Below are 19243 nucleotides of genomic sequence, written 5' to 3' on the forward strand. Positions count from 1 at the left end.
AAAGCAGCAACGAAGTGGCTGATTTTGAAGCGATTTCAGCACGTAATAGAATGTCTATTGCATATTTCGGGTTTAAAGGCACTGGACACTTCCTTAACCTTTCCAAATGCTGTTATTGAAACAACTATTGAAATTTCTGGAATTCAAAATTTTGTTGCCCTCTCTTATAATAATGCTAAGCTCACTAATAAATAAATTAATTTATCTGTATCAGATTTTTCAAAAGACCTTCCCTATCTATTAAGTCCAAACCTCAATTTTTTATAAAGCAACAACTGTTCTTGAAGCAAATGAAATTGTCGAAGGTGATTTTTGGCCATCGGCTGAATTTCTTAGATCTTTTTCTTCCATGTTCTTAAAGCAAAACCCTGATAAATGGTTTAATTCAAGCTGGTGACTTTGAAACAGCATTAGGTTTCTTTAAATTTCTTTCCCAACTTTTGAGCTTTTTTAATTCTTTGTGATGCTTCCTATCTATAATTCAAATAAATTTATATTCTAAACCATATCAGCGTATAGAATTTAACCTACCGGCAAAAATTTTCTGCTTTATATTTTACATTTAATCACAATCAGAATTCTATGAAAATTAGCGTACATAAAACACCAAAAGGAAAATTTAAAAATAAGTTAATCGAAAAACCAGTCTTCAGGTCGGTCCTTTCACTTTGGTTCCAAGTCATGGTGGTGGTTTTTGCTGTAAGCTGTAAATCTGAAAGCACCGAAAAAGAGGTGGTGAAAAATAATGAATCAGAACCTATAAAGGTTATTTTCGAAACTGATATGGGGAATGATATTGATGATGCCTTGGCCTTGGATATGTTGTACAAATTTGCAGACCAAAACAAAATGGAAATAGTAGCTATCAATGTTAATAAAAACAATAAATATGCTCCACTATTTATTGACCAGATGAATAACTGGTATGGTCATCCCGATATACCTATTGGTACTGTTACCAATGGTGCAGACTCAGGTGGTGAAGCTAGAAATTTTACTCAGGCTGCTTGGGAACATCAAGTGGGTGGGAAGCAAGCCTTTCCCGGAACAGTGCCAGAGAGCAATAAATTTCCTGATGCGGTAGATTTATACCGTGAGGTTTTGACCAAACAAGCAGATAACACTGTGACAGTTGTTTCGGTGGGTTTTTCAACAAATTTAGCCCGATTATTGGAATCTTCCTCTGATGATATTTCTGAATTATCAGGCAAAGACCTGGTGAAAGAAAAGGTTAAACTTCTCAGTATTATGGCAGGAAATTTTAATGAAAACCGGATGGTGGAATACAATGTGAAAATAGATATTAAATCAGCTCAAAAGGTTTTTGAGGATTGGCCTACACCTATTGTTGCCAGTCCATGGGAACTTGGACACCAAATAAAATACCCTGCTTCCAGTATAGAAAATGATTTTAAATGGGCGGGAGATCACCCTTTAGTGGTGGCTTATGAGAACTATTTGGAGATGCCATATGACAGGCCTACCTGGGACCTTACTTCGGCAATATACGCCTTAGAAGGTGGACGTGATTTTTTTACTTCTAGTAAGAATGGTCAAATTTCTGTCGATGATGAGGGGTATACTAATTTTGTGGAAATGCCTAATGGAAAACATAGATATCTAAAAGTTACTCCGGAGCAAGCCACGGCCTTAAAGAAAGAATTCGTAAATATCATTACAAAAAAACCCCTCAATAGAGATTGATTTATTACCAATAAAGCACTCACCTTCATTTTATAATCACTTAGCCCAATTTATACCAAAAATGAAAATTAAAAGCACATTTACCGTAAAACATGGCGCCAACTATTATCAAAATAAGCCCCTAACTTTCAATAAGCATAAAGGGACATCTTTACTTAATTCCATTTGCTTTCTGCTCTCTTTGTTCATCGGAATGTCTTCAGCTTTTTCTCAAGAATTCCCCAAGCTCTCCGATGAAATCTTATTGTCAAGGTTAAAACCAAACACTGAGAAAATTAAAGTGGTGATAGATACAGATACTTATAATGAAGTTGATGATCAATTTGCGGTGGTGTATGCTTTGCTTTCCCCTGAGCAAATGGATGTAGAGGCCATATATGCAGCACCATATCATAACAGTCGTTCTAATGGGCCTGCAGATGGAATGGAAAAAAGTTATAAGGAAATCCTTAAGTTAATGGATAAAATGGGAATGCAACATGAGGATTTAGTTTACCGTGGGTCAAAGGAATTTCTCAAGAACAAAAACCAACCAGTGGAAAGTGATGCTGCCAGAGATCTGGTAAAAAGAGCCATGGCTTCTGAGGAACCATTGTATGTGCTTACCCTAGGCGCACCAACCAATGTGGCGTCTGCTATTTTGATGGAGCCTAAAATCATTGAAAAAATTGTTGTCGTTTGGCTAGGAGGAAAAAGTTTGGAATGGGAGACGGCCAGAGAGTTTAACCTATTACAAGACATGGAATCTTCAAAATTACTTTTTGATTCCGGCGTACCGCTAATTCAAGTTCCAACAGAGCCTGTAACCTCCCACCTACTCACAACTATTCCCGAACTGGAAACCTATCTTCAGGGAAAAGGGCCTATTGGTGATTATTTAATCGAGATATTTAAAGACTACCACGATAATCATTATGCTTATTCTAAAATTATTTGGGACATCGCTGTGATTGCGTATGTAATTGATTCTTCATGGTTCAAGACAGAAATTAGACACTCCCCTATTTTAACTGATCAAATGACCTATAGTGTGGACCAGTCAAGGCATTTCATCCGGCTGGTCACCTACCTAAGGCGCGACAAAATATTCGGAGACATGTTCAGAAAGATTCAGGACCATCACAAGTAGATAAAATAGAGGCTTGTTGGAAAAGAAAGTCCATCAAGCCTCTAATTAATTTCATCCATACTTCTACATTTGATTAAAGCACCTTTATCAGCCTCCATTGCAACGAATTTTTCACCACCCTCAGGAAGGAATTTTAAATTTAACCCGGATTATGTAATAGAATTTCTCCGCCCTGAAAATGTCAGGGGTGAAGCCTGTCCCGTGTTTACGGGAAGTGTTGCAATCGCAAGTGAATCAGGCTGTTTGGAGATTTTAGCATAGCACCGCTATGGTGAAATTGAAAACAGCAACGAAGTGGCTGATTTTAAAGCGATTTCAGCACGTAATAGATTGTCTATTGCATATTTCGGGTTAAAGCATACTTATCTCTAATTTGTGCCTATTGCTTTTAGATATTGAGATATCAGGGTTCTCATTGTCCTTAAAGCGAACTTCCTTAGGTAATTTGAATCCTCGTTCAAAAATATAAACTGGATATTTTCCATCAATTGCTTCTGCAGGAATGGCAGCAACTTCCATTTCGCCATCTTTTTTAGTGAAATATCCTACTGCAATCTCTTTCCATTTCACCTCAGACCTTCCGCACCTATTGATCTCTGTTCCCTTCTTGTCAAAAAACAAAATGCTATAATAATCCTTTTCATTAATTCGCGAAATCGGTTGATCCCAGATGGCAACAAACTCGTTCTCTGGCAAATCCAAACTGAACTCTCCAGTAGCAGTGGCCATAGGAACGCCTAGCCTGTAGTCTTCCAAGAGGTTTTTACCACTGGCCTTTACCGGGTTAAGCTTAAAATTTTCATCTTGGTTTTGCGAGAAACTCGGACTTTCCCTTTGCGAAAACACAGTGATCAATTTCTCTTCCTTCTTGATACTTCCATTCAGGTCATCTTGAAACCTGAACCAATCCGAATACTGAGCATAGTCCTCCGTAACATACCAAAGTTTAACTTCATCATTCTTTTGATAATTGATCGTGGTATTTTCAAGTTTAAAAAAGACGCACTGCAAAACAATTTCTTCTTTTACATTGCTGAAGGAATTGCCTCTGATAGTGTTTCCTTCGGTGTTGATTTTTATTCCTATGGTTGAATTCTCAATGGTATTGTCTGATATAAGGTTATAAAAAGCATAGTCACGTCCTTCGTCTGTAATGTCATTTCTTGTTTCTCTTCCCATGCGTGAGCCTATATGTATGGCTACCGAATAGCCATCAAAATGGTTGCCACTGATAATGTTATTGTGAGGCATCTGCTCTCGCAAATTATTGCTTTCCCCCATGTTCCTAAACATTGAAATCCCAATTCTCCTTTGATCCGTATTTATTTGGGATTTAGAAAATTCATTGTTACTTATTTCACTGTCAAAAAAAGTGTCACCGATAAAATCCCCATAGGAATGTTGATTTTGGCTTAGCGTATTGTCCCGAAACACATTGTCTATAAATTGATTGCGCCGACTGCGACTTCCCGAATAAATGGCCCCATAACCATTCTCAAAAAGCTTACAATTCTTCAATAGGGTATTGTATCCATTGGTATAGAACCCTATCCTATTTCGAGTAAAAATGCAATTCTCCACAATCAACCGGTGTTGTTCCTGATCACCTGTGCCATTGATTTTAATGCCTCGTTTCCAACCCATAAACGTGAAATTCTTTATTTGTGTGGCTTGGATTCCTTCTACTTGGGGAAGGTTATAAAATATCCCACGAAGTTCATTACCTTCTCTCCACGGCTCTTTTCTTAAGGCATACAATTCATCAAGAGGGAGGCTTTGGTTGGTGGTTCTTACATCCATAATCAATCCATTGCCATCCATTACTATACCTTGTTTTGCGATGGTAAAAAGAGACTTATTGGTAAACTGCTCACTAATCTTCACCAACCAAGGCTCTTTTCTTGATTTGAATTTAACAGAAGTATCCACATCAAACTGCCGGATCAACGCTCCTTTATCATTGTACCAGGCAGCCCAACGTTCGGTATTCCAAGGATCAAAATCCCCCTTTCCATCCTGTAAAATATCCTTAATATAAAAAACACTTTGATTTGGTTCGGAGGATTCCTTAGGTGCTTCATCTTGGGCAACACTGAAATTGTAGCTAAAAATAAGGGCTATTATTGATAAGAATAATTTTGGTGTCATGTAGGGATTGGGCTTAATAATAATTGTATATGGTAATCCTAGGTAGGATAAAATCTATCCTAAATTAAACCATTTAATTATTAATTGAATCAATAAACCGTTGAATATTTTAAACTTGAAGCAAAATCATCCCCTAACCCACAAACGCAAAACCTACATTTTTAAAAAAACACAACTTATTTAAAAACAACTATATCCCCACTGCAATTGGGCGTTTGAATATTACAGGTTTTGATTCCATCCCCTGAATAAGCGTAGGTATAAGTTCCCTGAAAACCATTGTCCTCATCTACTTTTACCTGAATTGTTAAATGCTCTATCACATCCACAAAATCCGGAGAGCCCGGAGGGGCAGCACACAAGTCATAGTCTCTTTCATAATTTATTGTCAATGTCTCACCATTAAAGTCGTAAGAACTAGTTACTTCCCCCTCGTTAATCCCATCAATGCTTAACGGGTTTTCAATGGTAATCGAACCATCTTCCGCAAAGGTAATGGTTCCTTCAGCCGAACAAGCACTGTTCATAAATTCAAATCCCCAAGTACCTGTCATTTTATTGCTGCAATCAATGATATCATCCTCAGATTTTTCAAAGCAAAAGTCTAACTGCGAATCATACTGTGAGATGTCGACTGCATTAAAAAAAAGGAGAACACCATTCTCCAGATTCCCAACCAATGAAAGAGCTTTAATCGCTTGGTTAAAAGCTTGCGATCCAAAAGAATAGTTACCAGGACAAGAATTTATCACTCCGTATAAACTATTGCTTGTATTTCCAATAATAGAAATAAGTTGCCCCATCCCTTGAGAAGTAGAGAGTTCATTTTGAGTCATTTGTTGGAGAACTGTTCCCGCATGACCATAAAAAAAGGAGCCAATACTTATGGCACATTCTGAATTTTTTATCAATTTCCCTAGGGTGGTAAATACAATCCCTACAATTGACGAACTTATATTGGCACCATTTCTCCAGGCCGCATCCCCTGCCCAAGCATCGGCTTTTAATGTATAAACTTGGGCTGCTGAAGGAACTTGAAACTTTATTTTCTGGGGTGTAAACAAGTCAAAATTACCCGTCACAAAATTACCAATCGTTCCCCAAGATAAAATCTCTTTGTTAACCCATCCACCAGATAGGGATCTCCAAATTCCTTATTGTTTTCATCATACAATTGAAGGGAATAAGCCATGCTACTCGACTTATTGGTAAGGTTTATTGCATTATTGTCTATTTCCATTACCAATGGCGCAATTTCAACTTCAATCCTACTCAACAAGGAATGCTGAAAATCACCTATAGCTTCAACAATAACATCACTGGCCAAAGGATTTATTTCGCCAGAATTAATTCCTTGGACAATCAAATCATGGTAAGCATTGAATTCCGGCAACAAAGCGATCTCATCAAAGGCTTCTTGCCTTGCCTCTACGGAAAGGTTCATGACCCAAGGGTGTATCATGGCAAGACTTTGAGCTGTAGTTTTTGAATCCAGAATCACCTCTACAGTAGTCATTGGATTTACGATATTCATCAATACTATATCACCTTCAGCGTTAGTGGCATAGACCAATTCCATCGCATTGTCATCAAACAGTTCTACTGAACCCTCACCATTGACTAGCTGATTCTCATTGGTAAAAAGCGATGAAACAGTTAACTCAGATAATTTGAGAGAGGTGTTTTCAGGTAACGTAAGCGATACATTAAATTCTTTTGTCTCTGCTATGGGCCATGTGGGTTTCATCTCAGGTTCTACACTGTCACAACCCACCAATAACAATATTGAAATAAGAAAAATGCTTATATTATTCATTTTAAAAATTATGATTAGGAAATTACTTAAAAACTATAGTCAAAAAACAAGGATGAAACTTGAGGTAATTTTGGGGAGGCAATTTTTCAGTTTTATCTACTGATTTTAACTTAAAAATAAATTGTAAATTTTAAATTACAAGGGTTCTGACTTGAAAAATGATAATCAAGAGAACAAAACAAAAGGATATTTGCTCAATATCAAGCCACCCATACATCTATTTAATTGATTTTCCGTGAGATACGTAAGTATTGGTATAGGAAAAAAATTACTCCCCAATTGTTTCCAAAATGATTTATAGCCGGCTCTCCTTAGGCAAAACTAGAAAAAGCACTATTTAAACAGAGATAAAGTAATCAAATTTCACCAAGCCCCTAGAATCCCTCCCATTAAAGTAAGAGCAAGGATGCAATAACCTGCATTGATTAAGAATGCCTTGAAGGACCGGTTTTCAAATAGATACAAGATTCCCAATAAAGTAGCCACCCAACCAAAACCTGCCAAGAATCCAGCAATCAGACCATAGGACATATCGGCATTTACTCCAATAAACAACTCTAGGTTCAACGCAGCAACAAAGGCCAATAATAATGACAAGCCAAATACCTTAGGCATATTCTTAGTATTCAAGTCCGATTTCGTAAATCTAAATGCATGCATCCAGGCCTTACCAAATAATGGTCCATACCAAATCCCTCCTACCAAGAAGGAGGATATTGAGGCGACTATGACCGATAACCAATTGATGTTTGCAAAAGCTGATACCATATCCATAATGTATTGTTATTTTGTTCTTTACAATACTAGTGGTATTTAAAATCCTGAAATAGTAAAAAATTAACCTTTCTTATCCAGTGGAAAAAAATTCGTTCCCTCTTGAAAACCTTGTTGAATAAATTTCTGCGGATTAATTCCTGAAAAATGCTTAAATTCCTTGATGAAATGTGACTGGTCTGTGTATTCCATTTGATAAGCAACCTGCGCCCATTCTATTTTGTTAGCTTGATGGATTTGCCGTAAAATTTCATTGAAACGAAGCATGCGTTGATAATATTTGGGCGTCAAACCCACATACTTTTTGAATTGATCTATCAGGTGTTTTTGAGATTTTGAATAGCCTTCAAAAATTTCTACCGAATTGATTACCGGTTCATTCTGTAGCTTTTCCAAAACCTCTAATAAGTCAGTCGGAGGGATTTTATCTTGCCGAAACCTGTTGAGCAACCAGTTCTCAGCACTTTGAAACTTTTCTTCAGTCGTTTTCCGGGTCAATATCTCCTTCCTTAAAGCAAGTATTTCTTCACCAAACACCGCCTTCCCGGAAATAACGCTATCATTCAACTCATGTATGGGAAAGTGAAAAAACGGATAGGCGCCAAAAGCTTTAAATTGGATTACAAACAATTCGGACTGTTGGTGTGCAGAAATGGAAATATGATTTTTTTGCATACCTGAAACCCAAACTTCCTTAAAAGTGGCAATCGGTTCCAAGGTTTCATTGTCATAGGTACTTCTTTGGAAGCCATCTAACTCAAAAATAATAAATACGTGTCCAGTGGGAACCACCCGTTCAATGGAGTGATCCGGCATATAATCCGTCAAATGAAATATGGCCTCGATGTATTGATTTAATATTCCTTTGAGTAGGTGTCTTTCAAGTGGCACTGCAGATTCTGATTTGTTATCCTTATCAATATAGTCAATTTAAGGTTTATACACCAAAATCACTCTATTTCTATTTTCAACAAGCTTTGGCCAAAAGCTTTAAGTGCTACACCCATGTATTGATTGTCAGCTATTTTCGAAATGTTAGAAGGGAATATTACAAAATTAGCCAAATCCCCCATTTTTTTTGAGGTTAAAACAACTTCTGAACTTGATTCACCATTACCATTAATTTGGCCAGCCAATAAATCCCGATTTAAAATGTCATTGTAGACAAAATAGATTACATCATCTTCAAACATCTCATAGACACTACCACTTAACGTTCTTCTATCAATTTGCTTTTTAGTATATTTCTCAATCCAGTTAATTTCTCCGCTTTCTGATATATTTATGAATTGCATACTATAAAAACCAAAATAAGTTACCCCTTTTCTTTGAAAGGAATTTAAATACTCCGAACATAAGGTTACGCTGTTATTTTCGAGAGTATAGATTGAATTTATCGTTAAATAGGAGGGTAAATCAAAACCTTTACCTTTTTCAATTTTATCCAAAACTTTTTTACTTGCTTTTTCTCTGCCCCCAAAATAAAAATTCACCTTGTCTTCCTCAGAAAACGGGATGTATTCTTCAGCCTTAACCGCTAGGCTAAGAGGTGCTAAACTTTGTACAAACAAACCATCTATTGGGTTTAATCCTTTTTCATTGGAATAAAACCCCACAATCTTTATTGATCCATTCTTATGATGAGCCAAGGAGAGATCAACAAAATACTTATCTGAATTTTTCAAGTAATGTATAACCGGCTCTGAAATCCCTTTGTGAAAGGAATAGAGTATATGTTCATATTCATCATAACTTTTTTCCACAAAAACCTCATTCAAAACATTCAATCTACCATCATTGGATAATAGAATATCTTCCTTATTCCCCCCAGCCACACCAAGATTTGTAAATTTGGTTTCAAATCCACTTTTGTTAAACTCAGGAATAGTAGAATTTATTACCCATTCCGAATTCATGCTATTGTCAAATACTTCAACGTATGCATGGGATTTTCGTGTTTTGGTGTTGCCTGAGAACGAATAAATGGCAAATTTCTTTTTGTCCTTAGATTGAATAATGCTGTAGTTTGACCTCCTATCTAAACCCTTTTTCATAATAAGGTGGTTGGCCACCAATATTGGTTCTTCAAAGTCTAAAGTTTCCTGATTGAGACGTTTTCTAAAAAGCCTGTTTTCACCCTTCAACTCATCAGAATAAAACAACCAAATGCCTTCCTTTTCATCCTGATAAAAGAATTCATAACTTTTATCTTTCGCTTTACTTACTATAGTAATCGGAATATCCTTTATTTCTTTACTCTTTATCAGATTGGATTCGTGGTCGTATTTATCTAGAAACAACTCCCCTTTTTTACCTAATCCACCACCAGAAATGCTATACCCTTTAGATTTGAGCCGCAATATATAAATCCCCTCATCTGTAGTACCAACTATTCCAATGAACCTCGTTGACAATTTTCTTGATGCTGAGGCAGATAATTCAACATTTACTGTCTTTTCCTGCGCTAGCAAATCAATTTGAAGAGACAAAAAAACAAATGCAATTATGTATAATTTCGCTTTCATTCTAAACTAGGTTGTTTTAATAAACAGTTGTAATTTTAAGATTTAATGAAATTCAGACCTAGTTAATTTCTATTTTAACCAGTCTTTCTTTAAAAAATTTGGCAGCTACTCCTACATAGCTATTGTCTCCAACTCTTGAAATAGTCCCGGGAACCAACCAAAATTTCTTCAATTCACCACCATTCCTAGATTCCAGAATGGTTTTAGAGTTTATTTCTCCCTCACTATTGATATGCCCAACATGAATTTCTTTTTTGAGGGGTTCATTATAAATAAAATAGATGGTACCATTTTCATACATTTGGTAAATCCCATTGGTATGAGGACTTATATCTCTTTGTCGTTTATTGAAATTTTGAATCCAATTGATTTCACCATTTTGTGAGATATTGGTAAACTGAAAATCATCGTTAACGTGGTAAATTTTGCCGTTGTATTTATAGGTCTGATAATACTCTGAAGCCATGGTTATACTATTGTCCTCATTCACAAAAACCGATTTGATATAAGTATTGGAAGGGACATCAAGCTCATTCCCCTTTTCTACTTTCCGTTTGTCTTTACCGGACAAGTAGGCTTCGCTTTGGAATAAAAAATCTAATTTATTTTCATCAGAAAAGGGAATAAATTTTTCATTGTCAATTGCAAGGGTAAATGGGTTCAAATTCTGAACAAATAGGCCATCAATTTGTCTAAGTTTTTTGTCATTGGAGTAATAGCCAACCAATCTAACATCCTTGTTCTTGTCCTGAACCAGAGACATCCTTATCAGGTATTCGTCGGTATTTTTCAAATAATTAATAACCGGATCATCAATTCCCCTGTAAAATGAATACATAAAGTGCATAAATTCATTGCCACCTTTTTCCATTTTCACCTTACTCAGCATATTAAAAACCCCTTCATTAGACAGGCGAATATTTCCATTGCTATTTAATGACTTCAAAATACCAAAATACTTTGTGTCTAGGCCTCCCTTGTGGTATTCAGGTATTTTGCTATTCATTTGCCATTCGGAATTCAACGAAGCATCAAACACTTCAACATAGGCTTCAGACGCGCCATGACTTTTGTTTCCCACAAAAGAGAAAATGGCGAATTTGCTATTGTCTTCTGAATGAACAATACCGTAGCTTGACCTTCTGTCCAATTTTTTGTCTACGATTGGTTGTTCTGAAACCAATATCGGCGCTTCAAAAGCTAAAGTTTCCTGATTCATCCTTTTTCTGAACAAAAGATTTTTATTATCAGATTCATCAGAATAAAACAACCAAATGTCCTTATTGATATCTTGGTAAAAAAACTCAAAACTTTTGTCATTGGCCTTATTCATGACAGTCATCGGAATTTCTTCTATTTTTCTGCTTTTTTCCAGTACATAGTCTTTGTTAAACTTTTCCACAACCAACACCCCTTTTGTACCTACTCCCATACCATACAATGAAAAACCTTTGGAAATGGCTCGCAATAAAAAGTATCCATCTTCTACCGTACCGATAACGCCAATTGTACCAGTTAAAAGTCCTCTAGAAGTAGGATCTGTAATTTCCACGTTTATTGTCTTCTCTTGTGCAAGCAAGTCAAGGTTAAGTGCCAAAAAAATCAATGCCACCAAGTAAAATTTTACTTTCATTCTCTTAAAGTCTTTGTTAAAAATTATTTAAAATAACACGCTTATAAAAGTCAAAAACCCCAGGTACTTTATTCAAAAAAGAACCAACAGCTACAATTCCTCACACTTTATTCATTCCCAACTTCTGCTACTTCCTTCCGATAAGTAATAAACCCAGCCTAATAAAGCTCGATCCAATTATTAGACAGCATCAAATCTATTTGAAGAAAGAGTAACAGGTGGCAAAACTAATAATTAAATAATTTTTAAACCAACTTTTTTGTATTTTAAATGTAAAAAAATGTTTTATGGTAAATTATAAGGTAGTCCAAATCCAATCTGGTATAAGTTTAGCGAAGCGTACCTTAGACCTATAATCCCGAAAGTTTTCAACTTTCATCAAAGAAGCACATTTCGTTACCATCAGATAAATCAATAGAATTGCTCCTTAGGTTTATGATTTGGCTAAAGCCACCATAAAAAATCAAATTTATTCCATCCCCCAGTTAAAGCTGGAGGCTATTGAAAAAAATCATATCGTTATTTGGCATCTTTGCCTAGCTCCATACATTCATCGGCGGCAGAGCGGAGCCGAAGCCTTAGTGTGAAGATCTTGCAATGCCTACCCCTTCGGCTGGACTTTAAAATCGGAAACCCAATAAATCAAAAAAATCAATTCATAGGAATGGGCTTTAGCCAAAAGTTAAAGGGAAAATGGGTTCCTCTAAATAACACCCTGAAATATTTTATTGATCAGTTTTACCCGTCTGACTATTTTTCTAGACAATTCGGAATGTAATCGGTAAAGTTCGGAGGACCGTTTAATTCACCATTTTCTTGACCTGCTCCAATAAAACAACATCTTCATACCATTCCCTGATCTGCTTATCATATGCATCTTCCGTTTTGAACAGGCGCAGTGTATATGGGGAGCCTTTCCGGATGGTTTCTGTTCGAAGGTCAACCGTAACACCTGCGATAGCATCTTCCATTTCCGTTCTTTCCTGTTTATTTTTGCGGAAATCAAACACCTGCTCAACAGGAGATTCTAGAAAAGACTCCAGCAACTTCCAGATTCTCAGATTTTTTTGTTTCTTAGGTACTGGCCGTGACCAATTAGCAGGTGGTTGTGGTTTGTTGTCGACCCGATATTGTAAATTCTTTTTTGTAAAGGAAAGTAGGGCTTTAGAAAAGCTGGTGCCAAATTCCGGATTAAGGACCACCGGCACAAGAACTTCATTAATGTATTTTCTTTCGTTATTTTCGCAAAGTAGTGCAACCATCCGATCAACCCATTCTTTTTGCTGGGGCAGCAATTTTTCAATATTAAATAGAATTGTCAGGGCTGTGCCATTCACCAGAGGCTTTTCCTGCCGTTGAGCAGCGTTAGAGAAATATTCGGGTAAAGCCTCCATTTGGGAGGCTAGAAGATTGTTACTATTGGACATATTTGTCAGTTCAATCAGAATTTCCAGAAGGTGGTGCAAATGGGATACATTCCCTTGTTGACCAATCTGTTTGAATAGTAGATCGAAATGCTTGGAAGGATATGTTGCTACGAGCTTTACCCAATAATCTGGTTGAATTTGTTGAAAGTAGCGTTTAAGTAAGGGATAGCCCAAGGTTTTAAAGGTAGTTTCATCCCTAGATCCTGTTACCCAATCCGCAATAACATGGTATTGAGCTTTAAGTGCTGTACCCTGCTTATTTAGCACACTTTTCAGGATTGACTCGCAGATTGCTGTTTCTTTCCCGGAGAGATGTCTCCTTTTTGTATTGTAATAACCCAACCATTCTAGCTGATTGGGTATATCCTCCTTCAGCAACATTTCCTCTTGGTATTCTTTGGACCAAAAAACTATTGCCCCATAATGATACCAGTGCATCAGATCGGGCCCATAATTCCCCATATAACCCGTGTTTTCCTTTTCTACCGGATCCCCCTCATTCAGCTTGAAGGTGGTCAGCAATTCGTCTTCATCCACTTCAATACTACGAAGGGGAGGTGGGCCCTCCTCCAGCCAATGCTCGATAGTAACTATGCCGTCATACACTTCACCCATTTCCACATTGTCATCCGGTGTTTCATCCCAACCATATCCATCATAAGCAGGAATTCCGGATAACTGAGAAGTAACTAGGCACATTTTAGCATAATACCCGGCCTCAGCCGCCGCCCGGATCAGTGCCGTCGCCCTGGTTCGGTCATTCAGTTTTAACTGGTTCTGTGAAAAATTTTCTGGTGTGTATTGGTGTCCCAACAAAACGATTCCTGGAGAAAAGGATCGATTCCCTACACCTGCCTTTAAAATGGTGGCCAACTTTGATACATGTTCGCCAAGAGGTTCCAGACGAATGGCCTTTTCCGATTTTTTTTGGATTAGGTTATATACTAGGCATACCCTATAGCCTTCCTTCATTGGTTTGATTTCGTGCTCGCAATCCGCATAAAACGCCACATAAGGTATCCGGTAGTTTCCTGCCTCCTCTGCCAAATTCACACATTGTTCTTCTCCGTCAAAACGAACCAGAAGTTCACCACCCCTATGTTTTGAGGGCAGGCCAATAATCAACGTTCCAAACATCCCTTTCTCCTTTTCAGTGTCCCTGTGCGAAAGAAAGAAATCCCCTTTTTCATAAACCAGCATTTTGTAAAGACGGGCTTCTACCTCCAAATCTTCAATACCTAACTGTGGTTTGATGGTGTTCAGCGCCTTTTGTAAAAATTGGTCCCATTGCTGCCCGTTAAACAGCAGATTTTCAGCGTCGATCTCCCATGCCCTCCGCACAGTTTCATCAATAATAGTTTGGGAACCTTTACCGAAAGATGCTTTTTCTGCGGCCTGAATCAATGCATTGGCCTGTAGTTCGTTGATGGGATAAGCAATTTCTCCCTGCCCTAATACTGAAAGACCGGGAAATACAAAAGGGGATGAGTGAGTGGTGACAAAAGAGCCATTACCTTTGATTAGGTTAAGGCAATCTAACAAATCGGAACCAAAATTTCGCATAGGGAAGGAATTTAAAGTCAAAAATAAAGAAATCAATTGAAAAAAAAACTTCCTGTTTTTTGTTAGTATTGATCGCCTCTTTAGGGGAAAATAAGAGGTTGATAAGATTGAATAAAAAGATAATCCTGAAATTATAGATACCTTATTCCCACATACGAGAACAATCAATGCAATAGACAATCTCGCTTTTGGTGGTATTGTTTCCATCTAAAATAAACTCGAGTTTCTTTTTGCCCTCACCTGTATTTTGTACTTCAAGTTTAAATTCGAGGTATCCGTCGGTATCTCTTTTGGGCAAACTCCTGTTTTCTTGGTGCACTTCTATCCATTTCTCTCCATCAAAACTGTTATAAGTAGTCAGCTTTAAATTATGGGATGCTTTCGATAGGTTTTCAATGCGCACAATGGCATATATTTTGTCATTTGAGGTGAATGGTCCATCGGAAGAAATACAACGATAGCTTTCTCCACTTTCATCCACACTTCTACACAATTCTATGCTTGAAAAAGGATTGCTCAAATCTGGCGCACCAAATGGAGTAACCATTACGACATAATCTTCGCTAATAATAACCTCCCCTTTTCGGGCTTCTAAAGTGTATTTCATTGTTTTTATTGGGGATACTATTTTATCTCCTAAAGCGATTACAGATTCACCATTTAAGCTGATCTCTTCTGCCTCATAAACCTCCCATGTCAATTTACTGTTTTGCCCTCTGCGAATCGTATTTCGATTTGCAGTGAACCTACCAATCACAGGATCGATAGGTACATCTATGGTAAGCGCTTTAGTCTCCATCTTCACAGCCCCCCCTTTTTCAGCCATAGGTGCAACCATAAGTATATAGGTCGTCGTCTTATCTACCCCAACAGTTAGGCTTCCCGATTTTCTGACCTGCTGGAATTTTTCTGATCCATTCACACCAAACATAACCTTAGAGGCATTCTCTGTTTGCCAGGATATCGTAACCGAATCGCCCTTGCTAACTTTGCTTTCGCTTGAAGAAAATGAGAGAATCTTAACCGGTAGGTCAAAATTTGGCCATGACTTTTCAAACGAATATTCACCACACAATATCAAATTCCTTGATTCCATCATACAAACCTTTATGCTTTCACTTGTAAATGCCTTCGTTTTTGGGCGTTTTGTTATGAGCAGACTTACCTGGTTAATTCCGGATTTCAGTGGCACTTTTTCAATGTCTACTTCTTTAAAATTTGACTCACCATCAGATTCCACAGGAAATGCATGAATGAATGTATCATTTGAACCAGCCTTTCCGGTATAATTGTATTCCACATTCACCTGAAGTTGTTTATCGGAAATAGCCACTACCTCAAGAATTTTAAGCTCCGATGCATTACTGGCTTTTTTTGATTGAGCAATAGCATTTTGTATGGATAGGTTTACAACTATGACGAGGGCTATCCATTTAATTGCGCTAAATGAATTCATTGGGATTCTAATTTTTAATAAAAACTTCGCTAAATAACTATCTAAAAATATTAATCGTGACAACGGTAATTGGAGCGGTTAGACCAATTGTTAGCATTGCGCAGAACCATAGATATACTTTGTGTTGTATTTTTCAAAAACACCTTACTCCTAATATAGACAATATGTCACGAGTGCCAATAGCACTGACAGTAAATCTGTTTGATGTTAGCCTAATTACCCTTTTGCTTGAACAATTACATCCTTTCGGTATATGGCACGTTTCAAAATAAGATAGCCACTATGTTATTTTAGTATCACAAAAACAGGCCGATAATTAATTTCGAAATATCTAACCAATAAAACTTCAGCTACCCTGCGTGGCCAAAGTTTAGCATAACGTAGATAGACCTATAAGTCTGAAAGTTTTCAACTTTCATCAAAAAAATATCTCAATAGGAATGGGCTATAGCCTATTTAAAGAACTTACCTTATCCATTTCGTTTCAGTTTTGGAGGATTTTGGCGGGTGTCAAAAACATCATAAATTCTTATTAACCCTTCTTGCAAATCTTCAGAGTAAATTATCTTGTAGTTTTTAAAAATAAAGTAACGATATTTAATTTTTCTGTGTTTTAAAAATTCTTCTACTTGTCCAATTAAAGGAGCTTTTCTTAACTTTTGCGCCTCATTTATTATTTCTTTTACAAGTTTGTTCGCAATGCTTGGACTTGCATTTTTTTTATAATAATCATAGATTTCGTCAAGTTGAGATTCAGCAAAGTCAGACCAAATAACTTTCATCGTGACTACTTATATTTGGCTAAAAGCTCAGAACTGCTTTTAAATCGGTTATTTTGAAAATCAGATTCTGATTGTTCAATCCGTTTACTCAACTGATCCTGAGTCATAGGTTTGAATTTTCGCTTTTCGATAAATTTCCTTTCTTTCCGTAAAATCTCTTCAAGACGAGAGATAGCTTCTTCGCTTTGAAGTTTTAGAAATTCCTGTACAAATTCAATTTTCCGAGCTTCTAAATCCATTTTATTTAGTATTTTATCAAAGATACGAATTTATCAATTTAGATATTATTTTTTGAATTTTTGGGTTGAAAAACTTATTTATACGTGCTGTATATCCAGAATTTGCCGTATTTTCAATTAGCAATTACCCAAGTAAAAGCAGGAGCTTATAAATCAACCATCTGTTTCAAAAACCCAATACCAGATTACATACTCATTACTCAATCTGTGGTAATTAAAGGTTGATCAACGATACATTACTCATAAACAGACGTTTACCTGAAAGAAAATTATATAAAAATCAAGAATTTCCCAAAAATCAGCTCAATTCTGCTAGGCATTTAATCGATAAAGCTAAACTTGAAATGCTACCATGTGGGCATATAAATATAAAGAATCTCCTGATTTTTGTGGCATTTACTATAAATAAATACCCTGCCCCCAAATCCTACCTCAACCGAGTAGTACTAAACCTATAATTAAACGTAATCTAAGTGAACCTTTGAGGTTTAACCCGGATTCTGCGATAGGATTCGTGATAAGGGCTTAAAATGTGAAAAAATCAGGCTGTTTGGAGAATGATGCATAGCTTTTCTATGGTGAATTCGAAAACAGCAGCAAAGCGAATGATTTTAAAGCAGTTTAAGTCCGCAATAGATTCCCTATTGCATATTTCGGGTTTAAGCAAATAATACCCCATGAAAAAACTCATTTGTCTATTCGTCTTCACACTTTTTTGTTCCACTACCATTTCTGCACAGGAATTGAAAGTTGGGGCTGCCCTTCGGGTAATAACCCCTGATCCTTTGATTCCCGTTTCTGGTGGAGTGGGAACACCGAGTCCGGCAACAGAGAAAAAAGGAGACCTTTTTGTTCGGGCAATGGTAATGGAACAGAATGGAGTCAAAGTAGCCATAGTTGGCATTGACAACCTTGGATGGCCTGCAGTCCTAGGCGACCAGTCACGGGCCCTTATCAAAGGCATCCCTCCTGAAAACATCCTTATTGGGGCTACCCATACCCACAGTGCGCCCGACGCCTATGGCTTTCCCAATGAAAAGGGTGAGGTTCTGGCAGATTTTGACTACCTGGAATGGTGTGTCAAGCAGGTGGCCGACGCAGTAAATGAAGCCATGGAAAACATGGAGCCTGCGGCATTAAAAATCGCGGTGGGAGAAGCCAAGGGAAAGATTGCCTATAATTATTATGCACCGGATCTTTATGACCCACGTTGTGGCGTCATCCAGGCTTTTGGTACTACAGGAAAGAACAAAGACAAGGCCATAGCCACCTTGGTCAATTATGCCATCCACCCGGAAGTCATTGGCAATAAAAAAGGTATTTTATCTCCAGATCTTTGTGGTCCTCTTTACGATCGCATTGAAGCCAAAGCAGGAGGAATAGCAATTTTTATGAATGGTGCCCAAGGAGGTATGGTAACCGCAGACAATAGAAGACCTGAAGGTAGAGAGGCCGGGGAATGGAAAGAATGTATCCGGATTGGTGAATTATTGGCAGACCAGGCCCTGGCGATTGTAGACAAGGCTCCCATGCAAACTGCGCCTGTCTTGTTTACCAGCTCAAAGGAAATCAATCTACCTGTGACTTCTCCCCTGATGAAAATGTTGATAGACCATTCTGAAATAGGGCTAAAGGTATCCGAGGATTATATGCTAAAAACAAGGATAAACCTTCTGAACATTGGCTCAGCCCAAATCCTTACCATCCCCGGAGAAGCGCTACCAAATATTGGTTACTACTTGAAAAGAAAGATGAATACAGCGCATCCCTTTTTGTTTGGGCTGACCAATGATGCCTTTGGCTACATGCTTACCAAAGAAGATTTCAATAGTTTCAAACGCTATGAATACATCAGCGAAACAAGCCTTGGTGAAGAAACGGCTGAGGTTTATATAGAGGAGGCGCTTCAATTGATTGAAGAAAGTCCAGGGGCCAAGCCATAATTTTGTTGGCATTGTGTTTTTAATAAAAATAATAAAAACCTCGATCTCATTAAGCCCTGTATTAATATTTTAGCATCTGAATTGGGATATACCTAAATTAAAAA

The 19243-nt window shown here is 37.3% G+C and carries 14 protein-coding genes; 3 read left to right on the forward strand and 11 right to left on the reverse strand.

Annotation, left to right across the window (positions count from 1 at the left end; all coding sequences use genetic code 11):
* Positions 1-582: 582 nt before the first annotated feature.
* Positions 583-1704 carry a nucleoside hydrolase gene (locus tag CA2015_RS00245; protein WP_157470222.1) on the forward strand — a complete coding sequence of 374 codons (1122 nt, stop codon included), beginning with the start codon at positions 583-585 and terminating at the stop codon, positions 1702-1704.
* Positions 1705-1765: 61 nt separating this feature from the next.
* Positions 1766-2833 (forward strand): nucleoside hydrolase, encoded by a 1068-nt coding sequence (locus CA2015_RS00250; protein WP_240477895.1) that lies wholly within the window; start codon positions 1766-1768, stop codon positions 2831-2833.
* Positions 2834-3184: 351 nt separating this feature from the next.
* On the opposite strand, the gene CA2015_RS00260 is transcribed toward CA2015_RS00250, so the two are convergent.
* From CA2015_RS00260 to CA2015_RS00310, 11 genes are all read right to left on the reverse strand, one after another.
* Positions 3185-4981, reverse strand: a complete 1797-nt coding sequence (locus CA2015_RS00260; RefSeq protein ID WP_048640072.1) for a right-handed parallel beta-helix repeat-containing protein — start codon at positions 4979-4981, stop codon at positions 3185-3187.
* Positions 4982-5157: 176 nt separating this feature from the next.
* Positions 5158-6063 (reverse strand): hypothetical protein, encoded by a 906-nt coding sequence (locus CA2015_RS00265; RefSeq protein ID WP_048640073.1) that lies wholly within the window; start codon positions 6061-6063, stop codon positions 5158-5160.
* Positions 6060-6797, reverse strand: a complete 738-nt coding sequence (locus CA2015_RS00270; RefSeq protein ID WP_048640074.1) for a hypothetical protein — start codon at positions 6795-6797, stop codon at positions 6060-6062. The genes CA2015_RS00265 and CA2015_RS00270 overlap by 4 nt, the downstream gene beginning before the upstream one ends.
* A gap of 363 nt (positions 6798-7160) precedes the next feature.
* Positions 7161-7571: a DUF1761 domain-containing protein gene (locus CA2015_RS00275; protein ID WP_240477896.1), complete on the reverse strand. Its 411-nt coding sequence runs from the start codon at positions 7569-7571 to the stop codon at positions 7161-7163.
* 63 nt (positions 7572-7634) lie between these two features.
* Positions 7635-8462: a DUF6597 domain-containing transcriptional factor gene (locus CA2015_RS00280; protein WP_048640075.1), complete on the reverse strand. Its 828-nt coding sequence runs from the start codon at positions 8460-8462 to the stop codon at positions 7635-7637.
* Between the two features lie 59 nt (positions 8463-8521).
* Positions 8522-10096, reverse strand: a complete 1575-nt coding sequence (locus CA2015_RS00285; protein ID WP_048640076.1) for a hypothetical protein — start codon at positions 10094-10096, stop codon at positions 8522-8524.
* A 58-nt stretch (positions 10097-10154) separates the two neighbouring features.
* Positions 10155-11729, reverse strand: coding sequence for a hypothetical protein (locus CA2015_RS00290; RefSeq protein ID WP_048640077.1), 1575 nt, complete (start codon positions 11727-11729; stop codon positions 10155-10157).
* Between the two features lie 800 nt (positions 11730-12529).
* Positions 12530-14719: a 2OG-Fe(II) oxygenase gene (locus CA2015_RS00295; RefSeq protein WP_048640078.1), complete on the reverse strand. Its 2190-nt coding sequence runs from the start codon at positions 14717-14719 to the stop codon at positions 12530-12532.
* 142 nt (positions 14720-14861) lie between these two features.
* Positions 14862-16175, reverse strand: a complete 1314-nt coding sequence (locus CA2015_RS00300) for a hypothetical protein (RefSeq protein WP_048640079.1) — start codon at positions 16173-16175, stop codon at positions 14862-14864.
* Between the two features lie 470 nt (positions 16176-16645).
* The gene (locus CA2015_RS00305; protein WP_048640080.1) at positions 16646-16957 is read right to left on the reverse strand and encodes a type II toxin-antitoxin system RelE/ParE family toxin; all 312 of its coding nucleotides are present in this window, start codon (positions 16955-16957) and stop codon (positions 16646-16648) included.
* A gap of 5 nt (positions 16958-16962) precedes the next feature.
* A complete protein-coding gene (locus CA2015_RS00310; RefSeq protein ID WP_048640081.1) occupies positions 16963-17196 on the reverse strand; it encodes a hypothetical protein in 234 nt (77 codons plus the stop codon).
* Positions 17197-17873: 677 nt separating this feature from the next.
* On the opposite strand from CA2015_RS00310, the gene CA2015_RS00315 reads away from it, so the two are divergent.
* Entirely contained in the window at positions 17874-19139 is a 1266-nt protein-coding gene (locus CA2015_RS00315) for a hypothetical protein (protein ID WP_048640082.1), read from the forward strand.
* The last annotated feature ends 104 nt before the right edge of the window (positions 19140-19243 follow it).

Origin of the sequence: Cyclobacterium amurskyense, from assembly GCF_001050135.1 — a bacterium.
GTDB classification, from domain to species: Bacteria; Bacteroidota; Bacteroidia; order Cytophagales; family Cyclobacteriaceae; genus Cyclobacterium; species Cyclobacterium amurskyense.